This window comes from Streptomyces sp. NPDC002574, assembly GCF_042889545.1.
Classification (GTDB): domain Bacteria; phylum Actinomycetota; class Actinomycetes; order Streptomycetales; family Streptomycetaceae; genus Actinacidiphila.
Map to the genome: position 1 here is coordinate 70383 of NZ_JBIARB010000005.1, position 23195 is coordinate 93577.

General features: G+C 73.4%; 23 protein-coding genes. 9 read left to right on the top strand and 14 right to left on the bottom strand.

The window, feature by feature from the left end:
- Positions 1-79: 79 nt before the first annotated feature.
- The 4 genes from ACFYXS_RS12860 (at position 80) to ACFYXS_RS12875 (ending at position 3587) form a co-directional block, all read left to right on the top strand.
- Positions 80-832, top strand: coding sequence for a YqjF family protein (locus ACFYXS_RS12860; protein WP_389247046.1), 753 nt, complete (start codon positions 80-82; stop codon positions 830-832).
- 213 nt (positions 833-1045) lie between these two features.
- Positions 1046-2149 (top strand): Gfo/Idh/MocA family protein, encoded by a 1104-nt coding sequence (locus ACFYXS_RS12865; RefSeq protein ID WP_389247048.1) that lies wholly within the window; start codon positions 1046-1048, stop codon positions 2147-2149.
- Between the two features lie 176 nt (positions 2150-2325).
- A complete protein-coding gene (locus ACFYXS_RS12870) occupies positions 2326-2676 on the top strand; it encodes a nuclear transport factor 2 family protein (protein WP_389247050.1) in 351 nt (116 codons plus the stop codon).
- Between the two features lie 14 nt (positions 2677-2690).
- Positions 2691-3587 (top strand): aldo/keto reductase, encoded by an 897-nt coding sequence (locus tag ACFYXS_RS12875; RefSeq protein WP_389247053.1) that lies wholly within the window; start codon positions 2691-2693, stop codon positions 3585-3587.
- Between the two features lie 43 nt (positions 3588-3630).
- Here ACFYXS_RS12875 and ACFYXS_RS12880 read toward each other — a convergent pair whose 3' ends face one another.
- A complete protein-coding gene (locus ACFYXS_RS12880; RefSeq protein ID WP_389247056.1) occupies positions 3631-4272 on the bottom strand; it encodes a class I SAM-dependent methyltransferase in 642 nt (213 codons plus the stop codon).
- A gap of 206 nt (positions 4273-4478) precedes the next feature.
- Here ACFYXS_RS12880 and ACFYXS_RS12885 point away from each other — a divergent pair, with 206 nt between their 5' ends.
- The 4 genes from ACFYXS_RS12885 to ACFYXS_RS12900 all read left to right on the top strand — a co-directional run bounded on the left by ACFYXS_RS12885 (position 4479) and on the right by ACFYXS_RS12900 (position 8564).
- Positions 4479-5747, top strand: coding sequence for an ATP-binding protein (locus tag ACFYXS_RS12885; protein WP_389247058.1), 1269 nt, complete (start codon positions 4479-4481; stop codon positions 5745-5747).
- Between the two features lie 47 nt (positions 5748-5794).
- Complete coding sequence (locus ACFYXS_RS12890; RefSeq protein ID WP_389247061.1) at positions 5795-7003, top strand: MalY/PatB family protein; 1209 nt, start codon at positions 5795-5797, stop codon at positions 7001-7003.
- A 70-nt stretch (positions 7004-7073) separates the two neighbouring features.
- Positions 7074-8165 carry an NAD-dependent epimerase/dehydratase family protein gene (locus ACFYXS_RS12895; RefSeq protein WP_389247063.1) on the top strand — a complete coding sequence of 364 codons (1092 nt, stop codon included), beginning with the start codon at positions 7074-7076 and terminating at the stop codon, positions 8163-8165.
- Positions 8166-8237: 72 nt separating this feature from the next.
- A complete protein-coding gene (locus ACFYXS_RS12900; protein WP_389247065.1) occupies positions 8238-8564 on the top strand; it encodes a plasmid stabilization protein in 327 nt (108 codons plus the stop codon).
- Positions 8565-8645: 81 nt separating this feature from the next.
- Here ACFYXS_RS12900 and ACFYXS_RS12905 read toward each other — a convergent pair whose 3' ends face one another.
- From ACFYXS_RS12905 to ACFYXS_RS12965, 13 genes are all read right to left on the bottom strand, one after another.
- Entirely contained in the window at positions 8646-9206 is a 561-nt protein-coding gene (locus tag ACFYXS_RS12905) for an SMI1/KNR4 family protein (protein WP_389247067.1), read from the bottom strand.
- A gap of 62 nt (positions 9207-9268) precedes the next feature.
- On the bottom strand, positions 9269-10288 hold the full coding sequence (locus tag ACFYXS_RS12910; protein ID WP_389247069.1) for a sugar kinase: 1020 nt from the start codon (positions 10286-10288) through the stop codon (positions 9269-9271).
- Positions 10285-11169: an SMP-30/gluconolactonase/LRE family protein gene (locus ACFYXS_RS12915; protein ID WP_389247071.1), complete on the bottom strand. Its 885-nt coding sequence runs from the start codon at positions 11167-11169 to the stop codon at positions 10285-10287. The genes ACFYXS_RS12910 and ACFYXS_RS12915 overlap by 4 nt, the downstream gene beginning before the upstream one ends.
- On the bottom strand, positions 11166-11801 hold the full coding sequence (locus ACFYXS_RS12920) for a bifunctional 4-hydroxy-2-oxoglutarate aldolase/2-dehydro-3-deoxy-phosphogluconate aldolase (RefSeq protein WP_389247074.1): 636 nt from the start codon (positions 11799-11801) through the stop codon (positions 11166-11168). The genes ACFYXS_RS12915 and ACFYXS_RS12920 overlap by 4 nt, the downstream gene beginning before the upstream one ends.
- Before the next feature lie 27 nt (positions 11802-11828).
- Positions 11829-12647 carry a hypothetical protein gene (locus tag ACFYXS_RS12925; RefSeq protein WP_389247076.1) on the bottom strand — a complete coding sequence of 273 codons (819 nt, stop codon included), beginning with the start codon at positions 12645-12647 and terminating at the stop codon, positions 11829-11831.
- Entirely contained in the window at positions 12641-13786 is a 1146-nt protein-coding gene (gene dgoD / locus ACFYXS_RS12930; RefSeq protein ID WP_389247078.1) for a galactonate dehydratase, read from the bottom strand. The genes ACFYXS_RS12925 and dgoD overlap by 7 nt, the downstream gene beginning before the upstream one ends.
- A complete protein-coding gene (locus tag ACFYXS_RS12935; protein ID WP_389247080.1) occupies positions 13783-14538 on the bottom strand; it encodes a FadR/GntR family transcriptional regulator in 756 nt (251 codons plus the stop codon). Before ACFYXS_RS12935 ends, dgoD begins: the two co-directional genes overlap by 4 nt.
- Positions 14539-14608: 70 nt before the next feature.
- A complete protein-coding gene (locus ACFYXS_RS12940; protein ID WP_389247955.1) occupies positions 14609-15367 on the bottom strand; it encodes an SDR family NAD(P)-dependent oxidoreductase in 759 nt (252 codons plus the stop codon).
- A gap of 52 nt (positions 15368-15419) precedes the next feature.
- A complete protein-coding gene (locus ACFYXS_RS12945; RefSeq protein ID WP_389247082.1) occupies positions 15420-17531 on the bottom strand; it encodes an alpha-galactosidase in 2112 nt (703 codons plus the stop codon).
- Positions 17528-18385 (bottom strand): carbohydrate ABC transporter permease, encoded by an 858-nt coding sequence (locus tag ACFYXS_RS12950; RefSeq protein ID WP_389247958.1) that lies wholly within the window; start codon positions 18383-18385, stop codon positions 17528-17530. Before ACFYXS_RS12950 ends, ACFYXS_RS12945 begins: the two co-directional genes overlap by 4 nt.
- A gap of 65 nt (positions 18386-18450) precedes the next feature.
- The gene (locus tag ACFYXS_RS12955) at positions 18451-19347 is read right to left on the bottom strand and encodes a carbohydrate ABC transporter permease (RefSeq protein WP_389247084.1); all 897 of its coding nucleotides are present in this window, start codon (positions 19345-19347) and stop codon (positions 18451-18453) included.
- 2 nt (positions 19348-19349) lie between these two features.
- Positions 19350-20642, bottom strand: coding sequence for an ABC transporter substrate-binding protein (locus tag ACFYXS_RS12960; RefSeq protein ID WP_389247086.1), 1293 nt, complete (start codon positions 20640-20642; stop codon positions 19350-19352).
- Positions 20643-21123: 481 nt separating this feature from the next.
- Positions 21124-21957: a hypothetical protein gene (locus ACFYXS_RS12965; protein WP_389247088.1), complete on the bottom strand. Its 834-nt coding sequence runs from the start codon at positions 21955-21957 to the stop codon at positions 21124-21126.
- Between the two features lie 183 nt (positions 21958-22140).
- Here ACFYXS_RS12965 and ACFYXS_RS12970 point away from each other — a divergent pair, with 183 nt between their 5' ends.
- Positions 22141-23154, top strand: a complete 1014-nt coding sequence (locus tag ACFYXS_RS12970) for an MASE1 domain-containing protein (RefSeq protein ID WP_389247090.1) — start codon at positions 22141-22143, stop codon at positions 23152-23154.
- Positions 23155-23195 lie beyond the last annotated feature (41 nt).

Below are 23195 nucleotides of genomic sequence, written 5' to 3' on the forward strand. Positions count from 1 at the left end.
ACACAACCGCCCGTGCCCGCCGCCGCGCTCCTCGGGCATCGCCCCGCGGCACTCCGAACGACTCTGCGATGCTTGCTGTGTGCTCGCCCCGGAACCGATAACGGCCGACCCGCCAGGCGCCACGGCCAATCCGCTGCTCACGCAGTCGTGGCTCGACCTGGCGTTCCTGCACTGGGCCGCCGATCCCGCGGACGTGGCCCCTCTGCTGCCGGCCGGTACGGTGCCCGACACCCTCGACGGGGTCACCTACGTGGGGCTCGTCGCCTTCCGCATGCACCGTGTCGGCTGGTTCCGGCTCCCCGGCATCCCGTACCTCGGCACCTTCCCCGAGACCAACGTCCGCCTCTACTCGGTGGACGCGCACGGACGGCGCGGTGTGGTCTTCCGCTCGCTCGACGCGTCCCGGCTGATCCCTGTCGCGGTGGCGCGGGCCGCGTTCCGGCTGCCGTACCAGTGGGCGCGCATGGACATCCGCCGCGACGGCGACACCCTCACGTACACCAGCCGGCGGCGCGGGCCGGGGGCGGGCGGCGCGCACGCGCGGATCACCGTACGGGTGGGCGAGCCCGTCGCCGAGCCGAGCGAGCTGGAGCACTTCCTCACGGCGCGCTGGGGTCTGCACAACACGTTCTTCGAGCGGCCCCTGTACCTGCCCAACACCCATCCGCGCTGGCCCCTGCACCGGGCGGAGCTCCTCGCGTGCGAGGAGAACCTCGTCACGGCCGCCGGACTGCCGGCGCCCGCGGGCCCGCCGGTCAGCGTGCTGTACTCCGCCGGCGTCCCCGTCCGCTTCGGCCGCCCCTCCCGCCCGGCCGGCATCCCGACCCCCTGAGCGAGCGCGCCGGCACCGGTGTGGTGCGCGGGACATTATCTTTACCGTACGGTCGTTCCATAATGTGTTAGCGTGCAATGACCCGCCGGAAGACCACGTCACTCGACCCCACGGGAGCTGGCGAAGTCCGGCCAGAGCGGCGAGACCCGACGGATCTCCGCATAATCACCGGATCGTTCCAGAATCAATCGCTTCACACCTGATGGGAAACCCATGAAACCGATCGGCGTAGGCATCATCGGCGGCAGCACCAGCGGCTGGGCCGCGATCTCGCACCTCCCCGCCGTCACAGCGTCCCCGGCGTACGAGCTGCGCGCCGTCAGCACCTCCCGGCGCAGCTCGGCGGAGGCCGCGGCGGCGCGGTACGGAGTGGCCGCCTACGACAATCACCGGGAACTCCTGGCGCACCCGGACATCGACCTGGTCGTGGTGGCGGTGAAGGTCAGCGAGCACCTGGAACTGCTGTCGGCCGCGATCGAGGCGGGCAAGCACGTCTACAGCGAGTGGCCGCTGGGCAACGGCCTCGCCGAGGCCCAGTACCTGACGGACCTCGCGGAGAAGGCCGGGGTGCGCAGCGTCATCGGCACCCAGGGCCGGTACGCCCCGCAGGTGCGGTACGCCAAGGACCTCATCGACGACGGATACGTGGGCCGGGTGATCGGCACCACCATGGTCGGCTCCGGCATGGTCTGGGGCCCGGAGGTCGCCACCCGCCAGGCGGCCTACTTCTACGACAACGCCAACGGCGCGACCCCGCTGACCTCGCCCTTCTCGCACGCCGTCGACCCGCTGAACCACATCCTGGGGGACTTCGAGTCGCTGACCGCCAACCTCGTGGTCGGCCGCACGGAGGCGCGCGTCACCGCGGACGGCGGCACGGTGCCGATCACCGCGCCGGACCAGGTCGCCGTGATCGGCACCCTCACCGGCGGCGCGGCCGCCTCGGTGTTCTACCGCGGCGGTACCTCCCGGGGCGACAACTTCCGCTGGGAGATCAACGGCACCGAAGGCGATCTGGTCATCTCCGCGGACTGGGGCAACATGCAGGTCGCCGATCTCTCCCTGGCCGGCGGCCGCGGCGCGGACACCACCGCCGCTCCCCTGGAGGTCCCCGCGCCGTACTTCGGCGACGACCTGCCGGCCGGCCTCTCCCGCTCCATGGCCGGCAACGTCGCCCGCCTGTACGCGGAGTTCGCCCGCGACCTCGCCGGGGGCGGCCGCACCGTCCCCGACTTCCGCCACGCCCTGGACCGGCACCGGCTCATCGACGCCATCGAGCGTGCCTCCGCCACCGGCACGGCGCAGACCCCTCGCTGAACGGCACCGGGCCGGCGGCGGACCCGGTCCGGTGCCGGCTCCGCCGCCACGCGGGGGGCGGCCCGCGCGGTCGACCGTCGCCGTGGAGTTGCTGCTAATGTAGAAGCCACTTGCTTCCGATTTAGCAGCTACTCACGCACCCACCCGTACGCCCCCGCTCCCCGAGGAACGACGCCATGACCGCACAGCCCATCCACCCGGCCGACCTGCCCGGGATCGTCACGCGCTACCTCCGGGCGCACGCCGCCCGCGACACCCCCACGGCGATCGGCGCCTTCACCCCCGACGCCACCGTGACCGACGACGGCAGGACGTACGAGGGCCGCGCCGCCGTCGAGCGGTGGCTGGACCGTGAGGCGAGCGAGTACACCTACACCACCGAACTCACCGCCGCCGAACGCAGCGACGCGGAGCACTGCACCGTCACCAACCACCTTGAGGGCGACTTCCCAGGCGGAGTGGTCGACCTGCGCTACCGATTCGCGCTGCGCGACGGCCTGATCCAGCGCCTCGACATCGCGCCGTGAGTCATGCTTCCCGTATGACGACCGAACCGAACGAACCCCCGTCCCCCGCCTCCACGCTCGCCCTCGACGGGACGACCACCGTCCCGCGCCTGGGCTTCGGCGCGATGCAGCTGCCCGGCCGGTGGAACGGGCCCGCCACCGACCCGGCGACGTCGGTGGCGGTCGCGCGCCGGGCCGTCGAGCTCGGCGCGCGCCACATCGACACCGCCGCCTTCTACTTCTCCGGCGGCAACCGGGCCAACGCGATCCTGCGCGAGGCCCTCCACCCGTACCCCGCCGGCGTCACCATCGCCACCAAGGTGGGCCCGCTGCGCGACGCGGAGGGCCGGATGTACGGGGAGGCGGAGCCCGGGCAGTTGCGCGGCCTGGTGGAGGAGAACCTGCGGGAACTCGGCGTCGACGTCCTGGACCTGGTCTACCTGCGGGTGGGGCGGCTCGGCACCGACGCGGCCGACTCCCTCGGCGAACGCTTCGCCGCGCTCGCCGGGTTGCGGGACGAAGGTCTCGTCCGGCACCTGGGCGTCAGCAATGTGACGCGTGGTCAGCTGGACGAGGCGCGCGCCATCGCTCCGGTCGCGGCGGTGCAGAACCGCTTCGGCGTCCTGGACCAGGGCGACAGCGACCTGGTCGACTTCTGCGCGACCGTGGACATCGCCTACATGCCGTTCTTCGCCCTCGGCGGCGGGCACGCCCCGCTCGACGGCGACGGCCTGGCCAAGGTGGCCGAACGGCACGGCGCGACCCCGTTCCAGATCGCCGTGGCCTGGGGCCTGGCCCGCTCCCCCTCCATCGTCCAGATCCCCGGCACGGCCTCCCTGTCCCACCTGGAGGAGAACATGGCCGCCGCCGCGATCGTCCTCGACGCCGACGACCTCGCCCTGCTCGACGGCGGCCGGACCGCGACCGGCTGACCGGCCGCGTGACCGACCGCATGACCGGCCGCCCCGCGAACCGTCAGCCGGCGCCGAGCAGGCGCCGCACCTTGACGACGTTGTCCTGGCGCGTCGTGGGCCGGCCGTCCGGGTCGTTCTGCACGCGCTCGTGCTCCTCGCTGAGCAGCACCTCCCACTCCCCCTCGGCGAGTTCGAGGTCGCGCACGACCTCGTCCGGGGTGGGGAAGTGCACCTCCGGGTGGTGGTTGTGCTCCCAGGCGGGGAAGCCGCCGTGCCCGGTCACGAGCAAGGTGCCGCCGGGCGCGACGGCGGCCGCGGCGGAGCGCAGGATGCGCTCGCGGGGCATGTAGCCGACGGTGTGCAGGAAGTGGGCCGCGACCAGGTCGAAGGCGCCTTCGGGGAAGGACTCGCCGAGGTCGTGGCGCTCCCAGGTGATCAGCTCACCGACGCCGGCGTCGGCCGCGTGCCCCGCCGCGCGCCGCAGCGCGACGCCGGAGATGTCGACGGCGGTGACGCGCCAGCCCTGGCCGGCCAGCCAGATCGCGTCACCGCCCTCGCCGCAGCCCAGGTCGAGGGCGGTGCCCGGGGTCAGGCCGGAGGTCTCGCGGACCAGGACGTCGTTGGGGTTGCCGCTCCACACGCGCTCGGTCGAGGCGTAGCGGCCGTCCCAGTAGTCCTCCTGCGAGGCGATGTCGTCGGTCATCGGTGGATCGGGTCCCTTCGAAGTGCGCGGCGCGGCGCCCTCGCGGGCGCCGCCTCGGAGCCGACGATGCGCCCGGCGGGCCCGGGCGGGCAAGGTTCCTTGCCGGTTCGGCAACATCGCACGGGCCGGGCGGGGCCCGGGGGGCGCCCGCGTGCCGACCGGCCGATGATGGGGGGACGGCAGGACGTCACGCGTGGAGGCTCGCCATGGCCGTGTGGCACGTACGCGATTTCACCCCGGACGATCTCGAGGCCGTGGTGCGCCTGGACGCCGAGAGCGGCACCACCGACCAGCCCGCCGTCTTCCGCCTCTCCGAGGCGGTCGCCGCCCTGCAGGCGCAGCACCCCAGTGTGGTGGCGATCGCCGACGGCCACCTCATCGGCGCCGCGATCGGCCGCGTCGACGGGGACCGGGCGTGGGTGCTGCGGATCAGCCTCCATCCGTCCTGGCGGAACCTGGGTCTGGGCACCGCGCTGCTGTCCGCGGTGGAGCACCGGCTGCAGGCGGCCGGGGCGCGGACGCTGGCCGCCGTGCTGCCCGAGGAGGAGACCGGCACCGCGGCGCTGTGCAACTCCGGGTTCACCCGGCGCCAGGGTCTGACGTACTTCGAGAAGACCCAGGCGGTGACGGCCCAGGACCCGGCGGTGCTGGCCTCGCTCGGCGCGCTCGTGCCGCCCACCGGGCTGTGGGAGAAGCTCGCCGGGATGGGGCGGGAGAAGGCACTGATCGAGCGCCGCATCGTGCTTCCGCTGGCCAATGCCGAGCTCGCCGACGAGCACGGGGTGGAACCGCCGCAGGCCGTGGTGCTGTTCGGGCCCCCGGGCACGGGCAAGAGCACCTTCGCCCAGGCCGTGGCCAGCCGGCTGGGCTGGCCGTTCGTTGAGTTGTTCCCGTCCCGGCTGGCCCTGGAGGGCGGCATCGCGACGGGGCTCGGGCGGCGCTTCGAAGAGATCGCGCAACTGGACCATGTGCTGGTCTTCATCGACGAGGTGGAGGAGGTCGCGGGCCGCCGCAATCTCGCCGACCCTGCCTCCGTGGGCGTGGTCAACGAACTCCTGAAGTCCATCGTGCGGTTCCGCGACCGCGACGGCCGGCTGCTGATCTGCGCCACCAACACCGTCGCGGCCCTCGATCCGGCGTTCCTGCGGCACGGCCGGTTCGACTACGTCCTGCCGGTGGGGCCGCCCGACCACGAGGCACGCCGCGCGCTGTGGGGGAGCTACCTCGCCAAGGCGGGGGCCGACGCCGACACCACGGCGCTGGCCGACGCCAGCGAGGGCTTCACGCCCGCGGACATCAAGCAGGCGGCGCGCGCCGTCGCGCAGACCACGTTCGAACGCACCTTGGACACCGGGAACAAGACGCAGGCCACCACGGACGACTACCTGCGCACCATCCGCTCCACCCGCCCCACGGTCACCAGCGACATGGCGCTGGAGTTCGCGGAGCACAGCGTCCGCTACGGCCGCACATGAGCGTCGAGAGGGGCCGCACGGGCGCGGTTCCGCCCTATGTTGATGTCATGGACACGATTCCTCCCGCATCCGCATCCGCACCCGTGCCCTCGCCCGTGCCCGGCCCGCTGGGCCGGCTCACGCTCGACCAGCTCCGGCGCCGTACGAGCATGAAATGGCGGTCCTACCCGGCCGACGTGCTGCCGCTGTGGGTGGCCGAGATGGACGTCTCCCTGGCCGAGCCGGTGGCCCGGGCCCTCACCGAGGCGATCGCGCTCGGCGACACCGGGTACCCGGCGGGCACCGGGTACGCCGACGCGCTCGCGGGCTTCGCCCGTGAGCGCTGGGGCTGGGACGGCGTGACGAGCGAGCGCACCGCGATCGTCCCTGACGTGATGCTCGGCGTCGTCGAGATGCTGAAACTCGTGACCGCACCCGGTGACCCGGTGATCGTCAACTGCCCCGTGTACCCGCCGTTCTACCAGTTCGTGACGCACATGGACCGGCGTGTGGTGGAGGCACCGCTCGGCCCGGACCTGCGGCTGGACCTCGCCGCCCTGGAGGAGGCCTTCGCCGGCTGCGTCGCGGGCGGGGGGCGGGCCGCGTACCTGCTGTGCAGCCCGCACAACCCCACCGGCACGGTGCACACCGCCGCGGAGCTGGCCACCGTGGCGGCGCTGGCGGGCCAGTACGGCGTGCGGGTCGTCGTCGACGAGATCCACGCCCCCGTGGTCGCCCCGGACGCCGCCTTCGTGCCGTACCTCAGCGTGCCGGGCGCGGAGAGCGGGCTGTCGCTCATGTCGGCGTCGAAGGCGTGGAACCTGGCGGGGCTCAAGGCGGCGCTCGCCCTGGCCGGGCCCGCCGCGGCCGGGGACCTGGCACGGATGCCGGAGGAGGTCGGCCACGGGCCGAGCCACCTCGGCGTCATCGCCCACACCGCGGCCCTGCGGGAGGGCGGTGACTGGCTGGACGCCGTCCTGGCCGATCTGGACCGCAACCGCCGGCTGCTGGCGTCCCTGCTGGCCGAGCGGCTGCCCTCGGTCGGCTACCGGCCCGCCCCGGGGACGTATCTGGCCTGGCTGGACTGCCGAGCGCTGGGCCTGGGCGAGAACCCTTCGGAGGTGTTCCTGGAACGCGGCCGCGTGGCGTTCAGCCCCGGCCCCGACTTCGGCACGGGCGGCACCGGCCACGTGCGGCTCAACCTGGCGACCGGCCCGGAGGTGATCACGGAGGCGGTGCGCCGCATGGCGGCCGCCGTCGCCGGCCGGGCCGTCTGAATCCGGCGCACACGGGTAGCCGCCCCAAGAACGCATCCAGGAGCGTCGGAGCACCGAGGAGGCGAGCGCCGTGACCAGCACTCCGGCACACGGACCCCGCGACGGGCTGCACGTCGTCGTCGTGGGCGCCACGGGCAATGTCGGCACCAGCCTGCTGCGGGTGCTCGGCGAGGACCCGGCGGTCGCCCGGATCACCGGCATCGCCCGCCGGGTGCCCACGGACTGGCGCCCGGCGAGGACCACGTGGGTCGGGGCCGACATCGCGGACGACGACACCCGGCTGGCGGACCTCTTCCGCGGCGCCGACGCCGTCGTCCACCTCGCCTGGCTGCTGCAGCCCAGCCACGACCCGGCGATCACCTGGCGCACCAACGTCCTCGGCGGCATCCGGGTCCTCGACGCCGTGGCGGCGGCGGGCGTCCCCACCCTGGTGCACGCCTCGTCGGTGGCCGCCTACTCCCCCGGCCCGAAGGACCGCCGCGTCGACGAGTCCTGGCCCACGCACGGCTGGCCGGGGGCCGCGTACTGCCGCGAGAAGGCGTACATCGAGCGCTACCTCGACGGGTACGAGGCGGACCATCCGCGGGTGCGGGTGGTGCGCATGCGGCCCGCCTTCATCTTCAAGAAGGAGTCCGCCGCGCAGCAACGCCGCCTGTTCGCCGGGCCGTTCCTGCCCGGGCGGCTGGTCCGGCCGCGGCTCGTCCCGGTCGTGCCCGACATGCGGGGCCTGCGTTTCCAGGCCCTGCACACGGACGACGCCGCCGAGGCGTACCGCAAGGCGGTCCTGCGGCCGGTGCGCGGTGCCTTCAACCTCGCCGCGGAGCCGCCGTTGGACGCGGCGGAACTCGCCTCGATCTTCGGCGCCCAGGTCGTGCGGATGCCGCGCGCCGCGGTGCGCGCCGCCCTGGCGGGCGCGTGGCGGCTGCACCTCGTGCCGTCCTCCCCCGGACTCTTCGACGCGGTGCTGCGGCTGCCGCTGCTCGACACCGGCCGGGCACGGCGGGAACTCGACTGGCGGCCTCTGCACAGCGCGACCGACGCGGTCGAGCAGTTCCTGGAGGGCCTGCGCGAGGGCAGCGGCGCGTCGACCGCGGTGCTGGCTCCGAGCGGGGCGGTGGGACGGCTCCACGAGGTCGCGACGGGCATCGGGTCCCGGCCCTGAGCGGGAGTGGGGGGAAGCGGGGGGACAACGCGCAGCACACGGGAACACGCAGCGAAAGGTGAGGTGACGGTCATGCCGGCAGGTTCCAGCCCCAAGCGCGAGCGGCAGTACGCACACATCAAGGAAAGCGCGAGGGAGCGCGGCGAGAGCGAGAAGCGTGCGGAGGAGATCGCCGCCCGCACCGTCAACAAGGAGCGCGCCCGCGCGGGCGAGTCCCGCACCGCCAGCCGCAGCTCCCTGGACGACATCTCCTCCGGCCGGCGCGGCGGACTGCGCTCGGGCCACGGCGCGCAGGGCCCCACGTACGACCAGTTGTACGCGGAGGCGCGGCGCCGCAACATCGACGGCCGCTCGCACATGAACAAGGCCGAACTCGAACGGGCCCTGGGGGACGACTGACGTGTGGCGTCAGGGTTCCGGCGTCGCACGCGCGTCGAATCCGCCGCGCCGACGCCGGTCCCGAGCCTCACTCGCGGAGTGTCACGCGATGTCGTGCCAGGGCTTGTTCGCCGCCCAGTGCCGGACCCAGCCCGCGAAGCCGGATTCTCCCGTGGTGGAGCCGAACTCCGCTCCGAAGGGACCGGCACCGACGTCGGTGACGAGCCAGACGTGCCCCCGGTGAGGGCCCGTGACGACGAGGTGCCAGTTCATCGCGCACCCGTCGGTGCCCAGCACGACCGAACCGTGGTTGAAGACCCGGTCGAGGACCTCCTCGAAATCCTCCGGCGGATCCGCGTCGTCCTCCCACAGCCACGCCTCGGTCAGGGGGAACGGCTCGCTCAGGTCCCGGTCCCCCTCGTCGCCGCCCCAGTCGCCCGGCAACTCGGCCACCGACAGCAGCCCGTACTCCGGCGGGCCGGAGTACGAGCCGTCGGCAATCTCGGCGACGAAGGTGCGATACGGCTCGGGCAGCACGATCCCGTGCTCCGCCTCGAAGGAACGGACCGCCTCCCAGCCTAGAGCCGACCCGCCATCGTCATCGACGTCGAACGCCGCCCGAAGCGCCGCCAGTTCGGCGGGGTCGGCCTGATCACAGTTCATACGGCACAGATATCACCCGGCTCCGACAACGCCCCGGCGCCCAGCCGCACGGCGACCGGGGGTCAGGGCACCGACTCCCCCTGTCCGGCCGGCTCATCGAAGCCCACGGACGCCTCGCGCCACGTCGCCTCGTCCGCGGCGAGCAGGGCCGCGAGGACGCCGGGCGGCGGCAGGGGGCCGTGGTCGGCGGGCACGCGGAGGGCCGAGGCGGCCGTGAGGTGGCCGAGGCGGAGCGCGGGCTCGACGGGGAGGCCGCGGTGGAGGCCGGCGAGGAAGCCGGCGGCGAACGCGTCGCCGGCGCCCACGGGTTCGGCGACGCGGACGCTCAGTGCGGGGACCATGTGGGCGTCGGCGCCGACGAAGGCGGTCGCGGCGCGGGGACCGTCCTTGACCACGAGGACCCGCGGCCGGGCCAGCAGCACGCGCACGGAACGGGCGTCGGTGACGGTGTCCCCCCACAGGGCCTGCGCCTCGTCCAGGCCGACGAGCACGATGTCGGCGCGGTCGGCGAGGGTGCCCAGCACGTCGGCAGCGGTGGCGCGGTCGCTCCACAGGGCGGGGCGGTGGTTCACGTCGAAGCTGACGGGGCACGGCCGTCCGGGGCGCAGCGCGCGCTCGACGAGGGCGCGGCAACCGCTCGACAGCGCGGGCGTGATCCCGCTGAGGTGGAGCAACGCGGCGCCGTGCAGGGCCGGGTCGTCGAGCAGGGCCTCGGTGAGCGCCGAGGCCGCGGAGTCGCGGCGCCGGTAGTGCACGCGGGTGCCGTGCTCCCCCGGGTCCTTGAACAGCAGCCCGGTGGGGCGGTCCGGGTCGACCCGGACGCCGCTCACGTCCACCCCGCCCGCGGCGATCCGCTCGCGGACGCGGCGGCCGAAGGGGTCGTCGCCGACGGCCGACACCCAGCGCGCGGGGACGCCGTGGTCGGCGAGGTAGAGGGCGACGTTGGACTCGGCGCCGGCGACCGCGACGCCCAGCCTGTCGGCGTTCTCCAGCGGCCCCAAGGGATCCGGCACGAGCGCGGCCATGGTCTCCCCGAGGCAGACCACCGGGCCCGGGCCGAGCTTCACCGTGTCGGTGGTCACGGGCCGTCCTCCGGTTCGGGGCCGCTGGGGCGGTAGGGGGCGGCGGGGGTGCCGGGGACGTCGACGCGGACGGCGAAGACGGCGCCGTCGAACGGGCCCGGGGCGTCGAGGCCGATGGTGGCGCTGGTGACATACAGGGTGCGGCCGTCCGGGCCGCCGAGGCACAGTCCGGCGAGCTGGGCGGCGGGGAGTTCCACGACGCGGTCGAGCGTGCCGTCGGGCAGGTGGCGACGCACCTGGCCGGTGCCCCAGACCGCGGTCCACAGGGCGCCCTCGGCGTCGACGGTCATGCCGTCCGGGCTGCCGGAGTCCACGGTCACGAAGGTCTCGGGCGTGCCGAGTTCACCGGTGGCCACGTCCACCGGGAAGCGCCGGACGACGCCGCGGGCGCTGTCCGCCAGGTACATCGTGCGGCCGTCGGCGGTGAAGGCGGGCCCGTTCGGCACGGTGATGCCGCGCAGTACGCGGGTGACGCCTCCGTCGCGGTCCACGCGGTACAGGGATCCGGCGTCCTCGGTCGCCGCGTAGGCCATGCTGCCCGCCCAGAAGCGGCCGTACGGGTCGGCGACACCGTCGTTCATGCGCATGGGCTCGGGCGCGCCGTCCTCGGGACGGGCCAGCCAGCGGGTGCGCCCGGCCGGGTCGGTACGGCAGATGCCCGTACCGGCGGCCGCGATCCAGTGGCCGGGGCGTCCCTCGACGGGGGCCACCGCGCCCAGCGGGACGGACAGCCGGGCGACGGCCTCGAAGGCGGGGGCCGCGAGCAGACGGCCCGTCAGGATGTCGGTGAGCACGGCGCGGCCGTCCGACCAGCGGATGCCCTCGCCCAGTTCGAGCCGTTCGTCGCCGAGGACCGCGTAGGCGGTGCCGGCGGCCGTCACGGCGCGGGCTCCTCGCGGACGACGTCCAGGAACTCCCGGGCCCGCTCCCGCAGCGCGGCGAGGCTGCCGCCGGCGGCCGCGTCCGCGACGAGCGGCGAACCGACGCCGACCGCGACGGCGCCGGCGGCCAGGTACGCGGCGGCGGCCGGCGCGTCCACCCCGCCGACCGGCACGAAGGGCAGGCCCGGGAAGGGTGCGCGCAGGTCCCGCAGGTAGCCGGGGCCGCCCGCGCTGCCGGCGGGGAAGAGCTTGAGCGCCTGGGCGCCCATCCGCTGCGCCTGCAGGATGTCGGTCGGGGTCATCACACCGGCCAGGACGGGCAGTCCGAGTTCGCGGCCGGTGGTGACGCCCTCGCCGAGGGCGGGGGTGACGAGGAAGGCGGCGCCGGCGCGGTGGGCGGCGTGCGCGTCGTCGGCGCTGAGCACGGTGCCCGCGCCGAGGGTCGCGCCGGGCCCGAGCGCGGCGCGGGCCTGCGCGATCACGTCGAGCGCGCCGTGTCCGGTGAGGGAGACCTCGATGAGGGTGACGCCCTCCTCGGCGAGGGTCAGCACGGTCTTGAGTGCGGCGTCCGTGTCGTTGCCCCGGACGATGGCGAGCAGCCGGTGGGTGCGCAGCGCGGCGAGCAGGTCCATCCGACATCCCTTCTGCTGGTGGGTGGTTCAGGTACGGCGGGTCGCGGTGACGGTCAGCCGCCAGGAGACCTCGCCGGAGGCGGGCACGACGGCCGTGTCGCCCTCGCCGGCGCCCGCGCGGTCGAAGACCCGTCCGAGCATCGGCTCGACGCCGGTGGAGCGGTACGGCGCGCCGGCCGGGAAGCCGCCGAGGTTGCGCCACAGCGCGACGGCGACCGGTTGTCCCTCCGCCTCGACGGCCAGGTGCAGGGTGTCGGGACCGTCGGTCACCGTCACCCGGGCGGTGTCGACGACGGCGCCGACGGCGGTCCCGTCGTCGGGTCCGAGCACGTCGAGCGGGACGCCGCCCACCCGGGGCCAGGTGCCGGGGACCCGGGTGGCGCCCTCGTCCGGGTAGAGCCAGGTGGTGGCGGGCCCGTCGACGCCGAGCCGGGCGGCGGGCGACAGGTCCAGCAGGGCGTGGGCGGCCCACACGAAGCGGTGGCCGGGCTCGGCACGCAGCGTGTACGCGGCGACGACGGCGCCCGCCTCGGTGGTGACGCGCCGGGTCAGCCGGAAGTCGGGGCACTCGACGGCGTACCCGTCGTCCTCCGCCCGCCACGGCCGGGACCAGGCGTCACCGTGGTCGGGGAGTCCGCGCACGGTCGGCACGCACTCCTCCAGTCCCCCGGCGTCGGCGAAGGCGTCGCCGGGGGCGACGCCCGCCCGGCGCGGCTCCTCGCGGTGCCAGAGCCACTCGCGGCCGCCGCCGGACAACGATGTCCAGCGGCCGCCGTGCGCCGGGTCGGTGACGGCGGTGAGCGCCACCGGCACCGGCACCGGCACCGGCCGGGACTCGGTCACCATTCGGCGAACGAGCCGTCGGTGTGCCGCCAGACGGGGTTGCGCCAGGCGTGCCCGGTGCGGTCGGCGGCGCGCACGGCCTGTTCGTCGATGTCGATGCCGAGACCGGGCGCCTCATTGCGCCGGGCCTGGCCGTCGACGAAGCGGAACGGCTCGGTGTCGACCATGTACGACAGCAGGTCGGCGTCCTTGTTGTAGTGGATGCCGCGGCTCTGTTCCTGGATCAGGAAGTTGGGCGTGGCGAAGGCGACCTGGAGGCTCGCCGCGAGCGCGATGGGCCCGAGCGGGCAGTGCGGTGCGAGGTGGGCGCCGAAGGTCTCGGCGAGCGCGGCGATCCGGGTCACCTCGGAGATGCCGCCCGCGTGCGAGAGGTCGGGCTGGGCCACGGCCACGCCCGCGGTGAGCACGGAGAGGAACTCCGAGCGGCCGTAGAGCCGTTCGCCGGTGGCGAGCGGGACGGACGAGGCGGCGACCAGCCCGGGGAGCAGGTGCGCCTGGTCCGGCAGCACGGGCTCCTCGACGAAGAGCGGGTGCAGCGGGGCTATCTCGTGCAGCACGCGCCGCGCGTTGGCCGCGCTGAACCGGCCGTGGAAGTCGACGGCGACGTCGCGGTGCGCGCCCAGCACCTCGCGGGCGACGGCGACGCGCTCGACGACGGCGGCCGTCTCGGCGGGGCTGGTGAGCGGCGGGGTGGCCCCCGCGGCGTTCATCTTGACGGCGGTGAAGCCGGCCTCGATCTGGGCGGTGATCTCGTCCTTCAGCCGGGCCGGTTCGTCGCCGCCGACCCAGGCGTAGACGCGGACGGTGTCGCGCACCGGCCCGCCGAGCAGGGTGTGCACGGGAACGCCGAGGGTGCGGCCCGCGATGTCCCACAGCGCCTGGTCGATGCCGGCGACGGCGCTGGAGAGCACGGGGCCGCCGCGGTAGAACCCGCCCTTGGTCAGCACCTGCCAGTGGTCCTGGATGCGCGACGGGTCCTTGCCGATGAGCTGTTCGGCCAGCACCTCGACAGCGGCCCGCACCACCTCGGCGCGGCCCTCGACGACGGGTTCGCCCCAGCCGACGACGCCGTCGTCGGTCTCGATGCGGCAGAACAGCCAACGGGGCGGCACGAGGAACGTCTCGATGCGCGCGATCTTCACTTTGCCGGGTCGTCCTTCTCTTCGGTGGGGGGCTGTTCCGAGCCGTGCGGGCCGCTGACCTTGTCCAGGTCGCGCATCGCCTGGTCGAGCAGTGCGCGCATGGCGTGCTCCGCCGCGTCCGCGTCCCGGTCGCGCACGGCGTCCAGGACGGCACGGTGGCTCGGCACGGGGTCCTCGCTGTGGGGGGCGCTGTGCACGATCTGGTCGCGCTGGGCGAGACCGGACTCGATGACCATCTCCATGCGTTCCAGCAACTCGTTGTGCGTGGCCGCCAGCAGCGCGCGGTGGAAGGCGAGGTCGGCCTCGACGGCGTGGCTCGCGCTGCCCTCCTCGCTCATGGCGGCCAGGGCCGCGTCCAGCGCTCGGAGGTCCTCGTCGGTGCGCCGGGTCGCGGCCAGGCGCACGGCGGCGGGTTCGATGATGCCGCGGACCTCGCCGAGGTTGCGCAGCAGCGCCAGGTCGGCGCCATTGCCGTTGTTCTCGGAGAACTGCCAGCGCAGGACGTCGGCGTCCAGCAGGTTCCAGTCGGCGCGCGGCCGTACGAAGGTGCCGCGTTTCTGCCGGGCGTCGACCATGCCCTTGGCCGCGAGCACCTTCAGCGACTCGCGCAGGGCCGTCAGGCTGACGTCCAGTTCGCTCTGCAGGGCCGCCATGTCGAGCGTCGCTCCCTCGGGGATCTCGCCGCTGAGCACTCGGCGGGCGAGGGTCTCCACGGTCTGGCCGTGCACTCCGCGGCGCGCGTATGGCGTCATGTGTATGCCTTTCTCACTGGTCGTTCGGGGCGGGACCGTCGTCTCGGCCGTCTCCGTCGGGGCGTACCCGTCAGGCGGAGGCTTTGACGACGCTCCAGCCGCCGTCGACGAGCAGGCTCGTTCCGGTGATGTACGAGGCTTCTTCGGCGGCGAGGAAGGCGACGGCGGCGGCGACCTCCTCGGGAGTGCCGAAGCGGCCGGCCGCGGTCTCGGCGACGCTCTGTTCGCGTTCGGCCTGCGGTACCCGGTCCCATGCGGCGGTCAGGATCGGCCCGGGGACCACGGCGTTGACGCGGACCTCCGGTCCGTACTCGACGGCGAGCTGGCCGCACAGCGACAGCAGCGCGCCCTTGCTGGCCGCGTAGGCCGGGTGGCCGGGGATGCCCCGGTGGGCGTGGACGGAGGAGGTCAGCACCACGGCGCCGCGCCGCTCGCGCAGGTCGGGCAGCACCGCCTTGAAGCCGAGGAAGGCGCCGGTGAGGTTGACCGACAACTGCCGTTCCCACGAGGCGAGGCTCGTCTCGTGGGCGGGCGCGACCCGCACCGTGTACGCGTTGCTGACCAGGATGTCCACGGGGCCGAAGCCGTGCGCGGCGTCGGTGACCCGCTGCCAGTCGTCCTCGCTCGCCACGTCGGCGGCGACGAAGGCCGCGCGCGCGCCGTCCTTGCGCAGCCGCGCGGCGGTCTCCTCGCCGCGCTCGGCGGCGATGTCGACGAGGACGACGGCCGCCCCCTCAGCGGCCAGACGCGCCGCGGTGGCGGCGCCGATGCCCGAGGCGGCTCCGGTGACGACGGCGACGCGGTGGGTGAAGCGGGCCGCTGGGTTCATGGGGCTGGTGGTCTCCTGTTCCATCGCTGGTGTGCAGATTCTCGCCGGATCGTCACTGCCGGGCCAGGACGACGAGTTCCGCGTCGTACTGCGCCGTCCACGCGAACGGCAGTCCGGAGTGCGCCAGATGGGCGCCGCTGTAGCGGGTGCCGGTGGCGGAGTCCGTGTAGACGGCGTCCTGCGGCAGGCCACGCAGGCGCAGCCGCGCCGGCCGTCCGGGCACCAGGGGCGCGCCGTCGAGCGGCCCGGTGTTCCACGCCGTCACCACCACGCGGGCGCCGCCCGGTTCCTCGTACTGGATGCCGCAGGTCGGGTCGGCGGGGCTGCCCAGCAGGTGGACCTCGCCGTGGTGGACGACGTCGCGGATCTCCTTGTAGCGGGCGATCCAGCGCGCCGCCTCGGCGCGCTGCTCGGGCGTCCAGTGGCGGATGTCGGCCCCGATGCCGAGCACGCCGGCGGCGGAGTTGACGAACCGGAAGGCGAGCGAGCGGGGCCGCGGGTCGAAGACGCCGGGGGCGTCGGTGACCCAGGAGCTCATGGTGTGCGGGGCGTGCGCGTGGAGGTAGCCGTACTGGATGCGCAGCCGGTCCATGGGAGCGGTGTTGTCGCTGGGCCACACCACGTCGGTGCGCGCGATGGTGGCGTGCTCGACGCGTCCGCCGCCGCCCGCGCAGCCCTCGACGGTGACGTGCGGGTGGGCGGTGCGCAGGTGGTCCAGGACCCGCAGGTAGCCGGCGATGTGGGCGGCGTCGAGATCCTGGAGCTCGGGGTCCGCGCCCGCGGGGTGACCGGGGCGGCCGCGCTCGGTGGGCGGCCGGTTCATGTCCCACTTGAGGTAGCTGATGGCATGGGAGCCCAGCAGCCGGTCGAGGGTGCCGATGACGAAGTCCTGGACGTCCTCGCGGCCGAGGTCCAGCAGCAGCTGGTTGCGCACGAGCGTGGCCGGGCGGCCGTCGACGCGGTAGACCCACTCGGGGTGCTCGGCGTACAGCTTCGAGCGCGGGCTGATGCCCTCGGGCTCGACCCACAGGCCGAAGTCCATGCCGAGCGCGCGGACGTCCTCGACGAAGCGGTCGAACCCGCCGGGGAACTCGGCCGGGTCCGGGTCCCAGTCGCCGAGGCCGCCGGTGTCGTCGGGGCGTCCGGTGAACCAGCCGTCGTCGACGACGAAGAGTTCGGCGCCGAGTTCGGCGGCGACCTTGGCGAGCTCCAGCTGGTTCCCGGCGTCGACGTCGAAGCCGGTCGCCTCCCAGGAGTTGTAGAGCACCTTGTGGGGCCGGTCGATGCGCTCGCCGGTCAGGTGCCGCTCGTAGCGGTGCCAGACGCGGGCCAGACCGTCGAGCCCGTCCGGGCTGAACGCGCAGGCCAGCCGGGGCGTGACGAGGGTGGCGCCGGGGGCGAGGCGGACGGCTCCCTCGTGGGGCACCCGGCCGGCGCGCACCCGCACCGCGCCCCCGGGCTCGGCGTCGGCGGTGATCCGCCAGTTGCCGGACCACTCCAGGGCGATGCCGTAGGTGGGCGTGGCGCCCTCGGCGGGCGCGGCGGCGTCCTGCACGGCGAGCCAGGGGTGGTAGGCGTGGCCCGCCGAACCCTGGGTGCTCTCCATCTCGAACCGGCCGCGCTCCAGCGTGACGTCGTGGAGCTGGAACTCCTGCGACCACTGCCCCGCCAGGTACGTCAGCCGCGCGCCGCCCTGGACGGGGACGTTGACCGCGGCGGAGTCGAAGCGCTCCAGCCGGACCTCGGCGTCTCCGGTGCAGGTCAGCTCCGTCCAGCGCAGGACGACATCGGTGCCCGGAACCGTCTCGTAGCACAGCGTCGTGCGCAGGCCCAGGAGGTCGTCGGCGAAGGCCAGGCGCAGCGCGCGGTCGCCGTCCGGGGCCGCGCCCTCGAAGCGCCACCAGCTGCCGCGGTCGCCGCCGGGGCGGGAGGCGATCAGGTCCGCGCCGGTGAACGGCCGCAGCCCGTACGGGATGTACTCGGCCGGCGCCGCGTCCGCGGGGGTGATGAAGTGGGTGCGGCGCGACCAGTCCATGGCCGACGGGCCGTCCTCCGCGCCGTGCGGGCCCCAGGCGGCGAGCTCGGCCCAGCGGCCCTCGCCGCCGAGGGTGACGGCGTAGGTGGTGGTGTCGGTGCGCAACAGCCACCGGTCGTGCGCGGTCACTTGACGGCTCCGAGGTTGAGTCCGGCCACGAAGTGGCGCTGGAAGCGGAGGAAGACGGCCACCGTGGGGGCAGCGGCGATCACCGAGCCGGCGGCGATGACGTTCCACATCGACACGTACTGTCCCTGGAGTCCGATGAGGGACGCCGTGATGGGCATCTGCGTGTCGGTGCGCAGCACCGTGATGGCCCACAGCAGGTCGTTGAAGATCCAGGTGAACGACAGCGCGCAGAGCGCGGCGAGCGCCGGGCGGGCCAGCGGCAGGATGACCCGCCAGTAGATCTGCCAGGGGTTCGCGCCGTCGATGACGGCGGCCTGCTGGATCTCGCCCGGGATCGACCGCATGAAGCCGTGCAGCACGAAGACGTAGAAGCCGACGCCGAAGCCGACCTGCACACCGATCAGGGCGTACAACTGGTCGTAGATGCCGAGCACTTCGCTCAGCTTGGAGACCGGGATCAGCAGGATCTGCGGGGGCAGCAGGTTGCCGCCGAGCATCAGCAGCAGCAGGACGCGCCGGAAGGGCAGGTCGTAGCGGCTGAGCGCGAAGGCGGCCATGGAGGCGAGGCCGAGCGAGAGCGCCACGGTGGGAAGGGTGACCAGCATGCTGTTGATGAGGGCGCGCTGCTGGCCGCCGTCCACCCACGCCTGACGGAAGCTGTCGAAGGTGAACGAGTGCGGCCAGCTGCCGACGCCGTGCGCGGCGATGTCGTCGAACGTCCGCGTGCTGGTGACCAGGACGAGGGCGATCGGCAGCAGCCAGAGCGCGGACAGCAGTCCCGCGGAGAAGTGGAAGCCGGCGGTGCGCAGGGCGCGGCCGCGCCGCGGGGACCGGCGGGGCTTCGCGGCCGGCATCCCACCGGTCCGGTCCGCCGGGCCGTCGGGGTCCTCGACCCGTGCGGCGGCGTGGGTGGCGGTCATCAGTCGGCCTCCCTGAAGGCGCGCACGAGGTAGCTCGCGATGACTCCGAAGGCCAGCACGAAGATGACGACGGCGAGCGCGGAGCCGTATCCCAGCCGCAGCGACTGGAACGCGGTGGAGTACATGTAGGTGCTCAGCAGTTCGGAGGAGTGGTACGGGCCGCCGCGGGTGAGCGCCCATACGACGTCGAACGAGCGCAGCGAGTCGATGACGATGACCGATAGCACGACCGCGTTGACACTGCGCAACTGCGGCAGGGTGATGTGCCGGAACTGCTGCCAGCGGCCGGCGCCGTCGACCTTCGCGGCCTCGTACAGCGCCGGGTCGACGCCCTTGAGGCCGGCCAGGTACAGCACCATGACGTAGCCGACCTGGCGCCACAGCGCCGGCACGATCACCGCGTAGAAGGCGGTGTCCTGGTCGGCGAGCCAGGCGTGCTTCCAGCGGCCGAGGCCGACGGCCTCGAGGACGTTGTTGATCAGGCCGTCCGGCTGGTACATCGCCTGCCACACCAGGGCGGTGGCGACCAGCGAGAAGACCACCGGCAGGAAGAGGGCCGCCCGGTAGAACCCGATGCCGCGCCGCTCCTGCTGGAGCAGCAGCGCGGCACCGAGTCCGAGACCGGCCGACAGCCCGCCGAAGAGGAGCAGCCACAGCACCGTGTTGATCGCGGCGGTGCGGAAGACCTCGTCGTGCACCATCTCGCTGAAGTTGCCGAGGCCGACGAACGTCGGGGTGGACAGGCCGTCCCAGGAGGTCAGGGAGAGGTAGAACCCCTGGAGGGCCGGCCAGAAGACCCAGAACGCCTCGACGAGCAGCGGGACGAGGACGAAGGCCAGGACCACCGGGGGCACCCGAGTGGCCCTGGACCGTCGTGCGGAGCCGATCAGAGCCATGCTCACTGGCTCCAGATCTTCTGTGCCCCGCGCTGCCACGTCGTCAGGATGGAGCCGATCTCCTTGGGCTTGGCCAGGTAGTGCACCAGCGCCGTGTCGGCGGTCGGCTGGAGCGCGTCGCTGGAGTCCCGGTTGAAGAACTGGGTGATCTCCGCGGCGCTCTCGACGAGCTTGCGGCCCTTGGCCACCAGCGCGGTGCCGGCGTCCTTGGCGTCGGGGTGGGTGGGCAGCACGGTGCCCGAGGAGCTCTTGATGTACAGCTCCTGCGCCTCGGCGGTGGCGAGGTAGCGCAGCAGCTCCTTGACGCCGTCGGCGCGCTGGCTGCGGGCGCTGGCGAAGTAGCCGTCGGTGGGCGCCTCCTCGGCGACCGGCACCTTCGGGTCGATGATCGGGAACTGGAAGAAGTCCAGGTCCCCGATGGCGTCCTTGGGCGCGGCGTCGGCGAAGAAGGTGCCGATCAGCATCATGCCGGTGCGGCCCTGGAGGAGCGCGGTGGTGGCGTCCTGGAAGGGGATCGCCGTGCCGTTGGGGTCGAAGAACGGGCGCGCCTGGTCCCACGTGTCGAAGACCTTGCGGACCTCGGGGTCGTCGAAGCGGTGCTTGCCGGCGAGGAGTTCGCGGTGGTAGCCGGCACCGTTGACCCGGATGTTGAGGTAGTCGAACCAGGCGGAGGCGACCCACGGGGTGTCGCCGCCGGCGCCGAGGCCGATGGGGGCGACGCCCTTGCTCTTGAGCTTGTCGCACAGGTCCAGGAACTCGTCCCAGGTCTTGGGCTCCTGCACGCCCCACTTCTCGAAGTTGGACTTCCGGTAGAACATGCCCCACCAGTAGTAGCTGGTGGGCACGAAGACCTTCTTGCCGCTGGAGGACGACGTGCAGAGCTTCTTCAGGGCGTCGGAGTAGCCGGCGAGCTCGGGCTTCTCCCAGACGTCGCTGATGTCGAGGAGCAGGTCCTTCTTGGCGTACGACTCGGCGACGGAACCGGGGTACCAGGTGTAGGCGTCCGGCGGGTTGGCCGAGGTGAGGTAGGTCGGCAGCTGGGTACGGAAGGTCTCGGACGCGACCGTGTTGAGCTGCGCCTTCGTCTCCCCGCGCTTGTCGAACGCGGCGACGATCTCCTGCATCGCGGTCTTGGCCTGCGGGGAGGAGAGATTGGACTGCAGGGTCACCGGGCCGCCGGACTTTCCTCCGGATGCGGCCGGGCTCTGGGTGACGCAGCTGCTGAGCAGCGCGCCGGCGCCGACTGCGCCGGCTCCCACGAGGAACCGGCGGCGGCTGGCGTTGATGGCGGTCATCTGTGTACTCCTAATGTGCCCACGGAACGGAGCTGAGGCCCCCTGACGGCCCGGCTCTGGGTGCGGCAGGAGAAGCCTGTCGCAGGCGTCTGCGCCCCGTCAAGATTAATTACTAATTTATTTCTGGCAGGACGTGCCCGGGTCCGAACGGGCCCCGAGGGCACACCTGATGGAGCGAACGAGCTGGTGGAACGGGTCGAGCGGCTCGGGAGGAATGCGGAGCGCGGCGCTCGGGGAGCGGCACGACGAGAAGCCACCGAGCCTTCCCGGGAGTTGGACGGCACGCGGCACCCCGCCCCGGTCGTGCCCGGCGCCGGTGCCACGGCGGAAACTGTGGCCGGACGCCCGAAGCCTGTCAATATTAATTGCTAATTAACTTAAAAACGGGGGCGGTTGGACCGCGTCCGCACCCGGTCAGGACGTGCGAACGCCCCCGTCCGCGGCACGCGGACGGGGGCGTCGGAGAAGGAAGAGCGGGTGGTCAGGAGCCCGACTGGCCGGCCTTCACCTGCGCGCTGAGGTCGCCGGTGTCCGACGCCGGAGGTGCCTTCACCGTCTTGGCCCGACTGTAGAACTTCAGGAAGTCCGCGGTCACCTTGACCTTCCCCATCACCTGGATGAACCGGACCGGCAGGTCCTTGCCGTCGACCCAGATGTCCATGTCGATGCTGCCGCCGGAACCGACCATGGAGTCCAGGAGGTTCTTCTTGTCCTCCGCGGACACCCCGGCGCCCAGGTTGTCCTTGTCGATGCTGACCCGGTAGTGATGCGCCTTGACGCCGCGCACCGACTCCTCACCCAGGTCCTCGGCGTCCTTGGACATGCCGATGTAGCGCAGCCCCGCCGTCGGGTCACCGTTCTTCTCGACCGCCGCGGCGCCCTTCTCGCCCAGCACCGCCGACACGTCGACGCGCATCCAGTGCTTGCCCTTGAGCGGACCGGCCGACTGCGGGTCCACGTTGTAGTAGTAGGCGCCGTCCACCAGCAGGGTCCGCAGCGTCGGGGCGTCCTGAAGGGCCTGCATCTGGGCGGCCTTGGTGTCCATCATGACGTCGTAGGCGAGTCCCTTGCCCCACGAGTACGTGCCCGTCATCGTGATCGGGCTGCCCTGCCCGGCATCGGTGACGAACGTGACCTGCGCCGCCCCGACGTTCTCCGTGCGGTCGCTGACCCGGGCGAGGATCTTCGCGATCGTGTCCGACCCACCCACGGCCTTGGCCGTGTCCTGCGCCGCCCCGCAACCGGCCGTCGCGGTCAGTACGACGGCCGCGGCCCCCACCGTGGCGGCAAGGCGCATACGCCTCGACGTGCTCATCCGGTCCCACCCCTGTTGTCTGTCGATGTTGTGCGTTCGCTGTGCGGACTGTAGTGCGCACGACCGACAGGCCCGTAACCATTTCCCGCCCGCACCACCGCCCGCGGGTGACCTGCCGGGGGACGGGGGCGGCGGTAGCGTGGAAAATCGCCGCACATCGGACGACCGCAGGGCGCTGATGCCATGTCCCGACGCCGTACCGAACCGTCCGCCGGGGCCCGCGGGCCACGGCGCTGGGCCGTCCTCGTCCTGCGGATCGCCGTCGTCGCCGCGGTCTACTACGGCTCCGCGCGTCTGGGCCTGATGCAGCAGCTCGTCCGCGGGCAGGTCACCCCGCTGTGGCCGCCGACCGGGATCGCGGTGGTCGGCCTGCTGCTGTGGGGAGTGCGGATGTGGCCCGGGGTCGCCGTCGGCGCCTTCCTGGTGAACCTCGCCATCGGTCCCTCGATCCTCCCGGTCGTCGCCATCGCGGCGGGCAACACGATCGCCCCGGTGTGCGCCTGCCTGCTGCTGCGGCACGTCGGCTTCCGCCCCGAACTGGACCGGCTGCGGGACGCGCTGGCGCTGGTCTTCCTCGGCGCCCTGGGCGGGATGCTCGTCAGCGCGACAGTCGGCAGCGCGGTGCTCGTGGCCGCCGGGGCCGTGCCCGCCGGCGACTTCTGGCGGACGTGGTCGGTGTGGTGGACCGGGGACGCGATGGGCGTCCTGGTCATCGCACCCCTGCTGCTGGCCGCCCGCGCGTACCGGTGGCCGCGCGGGGTCCCGCCGCTGCGCCGGGCCGAGGCGGCGGCGCTGCTGGTGTGCACGCTGCTCGTCGCGGGAGTGGCCACCCGGAGCGGTCTCGGGCTGCTCTTCCTCGTCTTCCCCGTCCTGATCTGGGCCGCCTTCCGCTTCCGGCTCGCGGGCGCGGCGCCCTGCGCGGCGGTCGTCTCCCTGATCGCCGTCGTCGCGGGCGCCGACGCGGTGGGTCCGTTCGCCGGTCACACCCTCCTCGCCACGATGGTCACCCTCCAGGCGTTCAACGGGTCGGTGGCGCTGACCGCCCTCCTGCTGGCCGCGACCATCACCGAGCGGGACCGTTCACGCCAGGAGACCGAGCAGGTGTGCCGCCGCCTCAGCGCCGCGCTCGACCGGCTCGCCGCCGGCGGCATCGCCCCGTGGGCGCCGGCGCCGCCGCGCGGCCGGGACCCCTCGTAGGTCACGGGGGTGCCCACCGTGCCCGATTGCCCGGTACGCTC

Excerpts from the sequence above, each read along its gene's own strand:
- ACFYXS_RS12865 (WP_389247048.1), top strand. The coding sequence starts at position 1,046 with ATGAAACCGATCGGCGTAGGCATCATCGGCGGCAGCACCAGCGGCTGG.
- ACFYXS_RS12870 (WP_389247050.1), top strand. The coding sequence starts at position 2,326 with ATGACCGCACAGCCCATCCACCCGGCCGACCTGCCCGGGATCGTCACG.
- ACFYXS_RS12875 (WP_389247053.1), top strand. The coding sequence starts at position 2,691 with ATGACGACCGAACCGAACGAACCCCCGTCCCCCGCCTCCACGCTCGCC.
- ACFYXS_RS12880 (WP_389247056.1), bottom strand. The coding sequence starts at position 4,272 with ATGACCGACGACATCGCCTCGCAGGAGGACTACTGGGACGGCCGCTAC.
- ACFYXS_RS12885 (WP_389247058.1), top strand. The coding sequence starts at position 4,479 with ATGGCCGTGTGGCACGTACGCGATTTCACCCCGGACGATCTCGAGGCC.
- ACFYXS_RS12890 (WP_389247061.1), top strand. The coding sequence starts at position 5,795 with ATGGACACGATTCCTCCCGCATCCGCATCCGCACCCGTGCCCTCGCCC.
- ACFYXS_RS12900 (WP_389247065.1), top strand. The coding sequence starts at position 8,238 with ATGCCGGCAGGTTCCAGCCCCAAGCGCGAGCGGCAGTACGCACACATC.
- ACFYXS_RS12905 (WP_389247067.1), bottom strand. The coding sequence starts at position 9,206 with ATGAACTGTGATCAGGCCGACCCCGCCGAACTGGCGGCGCTTCGGGCG.
- ACFYXS_RS12920 (WP_389247074.1), bottom strand. The coding sequence starts at position 11,801 with ATGGACCTGCTCGCCGCGCTGCGCACCCACCGGCTGCTCGCCATCGTC.
- ACFYXS_RS12925 (WP_389247076.1), bottom strand. The coding sequence starts at position 12,647 with ATGGTGACCGAGTCCCGGCCGGTGCCGGTGCCGGTGCCGGTGGCGCTC.
- ACFYXS_RS12935 (WP_389247080.1), bottom strand. The coding sequence starts at position 14,538 with ATGACGCCATACGCGCGCCGCGGAGTGCACGGCCAGACCGTGGAGACC.
- ACFYXS_RS12940 (WP_389247955.1), bottom strand. The coding sequence starts at position 15,367 with ATGAACCCAGCGGCCCGCTTCACCCACCGCGTCGCCGTCGTCACCGGA.
- ACFYXS_RS12950 (WP_389247958.1), bottom strand. The coding sequence starts at position 18,385 with ATGCCGGCCGCGAAGCCCCGCCGGTCCCCGCGGCGCGGCCGCGCCCTG.
- ACFYXS_RS12955 (WP_389247084.1), bottom strand. The coding sequence starts at position 19,347 with ATGGCTCTGATCGGCTCCGCACGACGGTCCAGGGCCACTCGGGTGCCC.
- ACFYXS_RS12960 (WP_389247086.1), bottom strand. The coding sequence starts at position 20,642 with ATGACCGCCATCAACGCCAGCCGCCGCCGGTTCCTCGTGGGAGCCGGC.
- ACFYXS_RS12965 (WP_389247088.1), bottom strand. The coding sequence starts at position 21,957 with ATGAGCACGTCGAGGCGTATGCGCCTTGCCGCCACGGTGGGGGCCGCG.
- ACFYXS_RS12970 (WP_389247090.1), top strand. The coding sequence starts at position 22,141 with ATGTCCCGACGCCGTACCGAACCGTCCGCCGGGGCCCGCGGGCCACGG.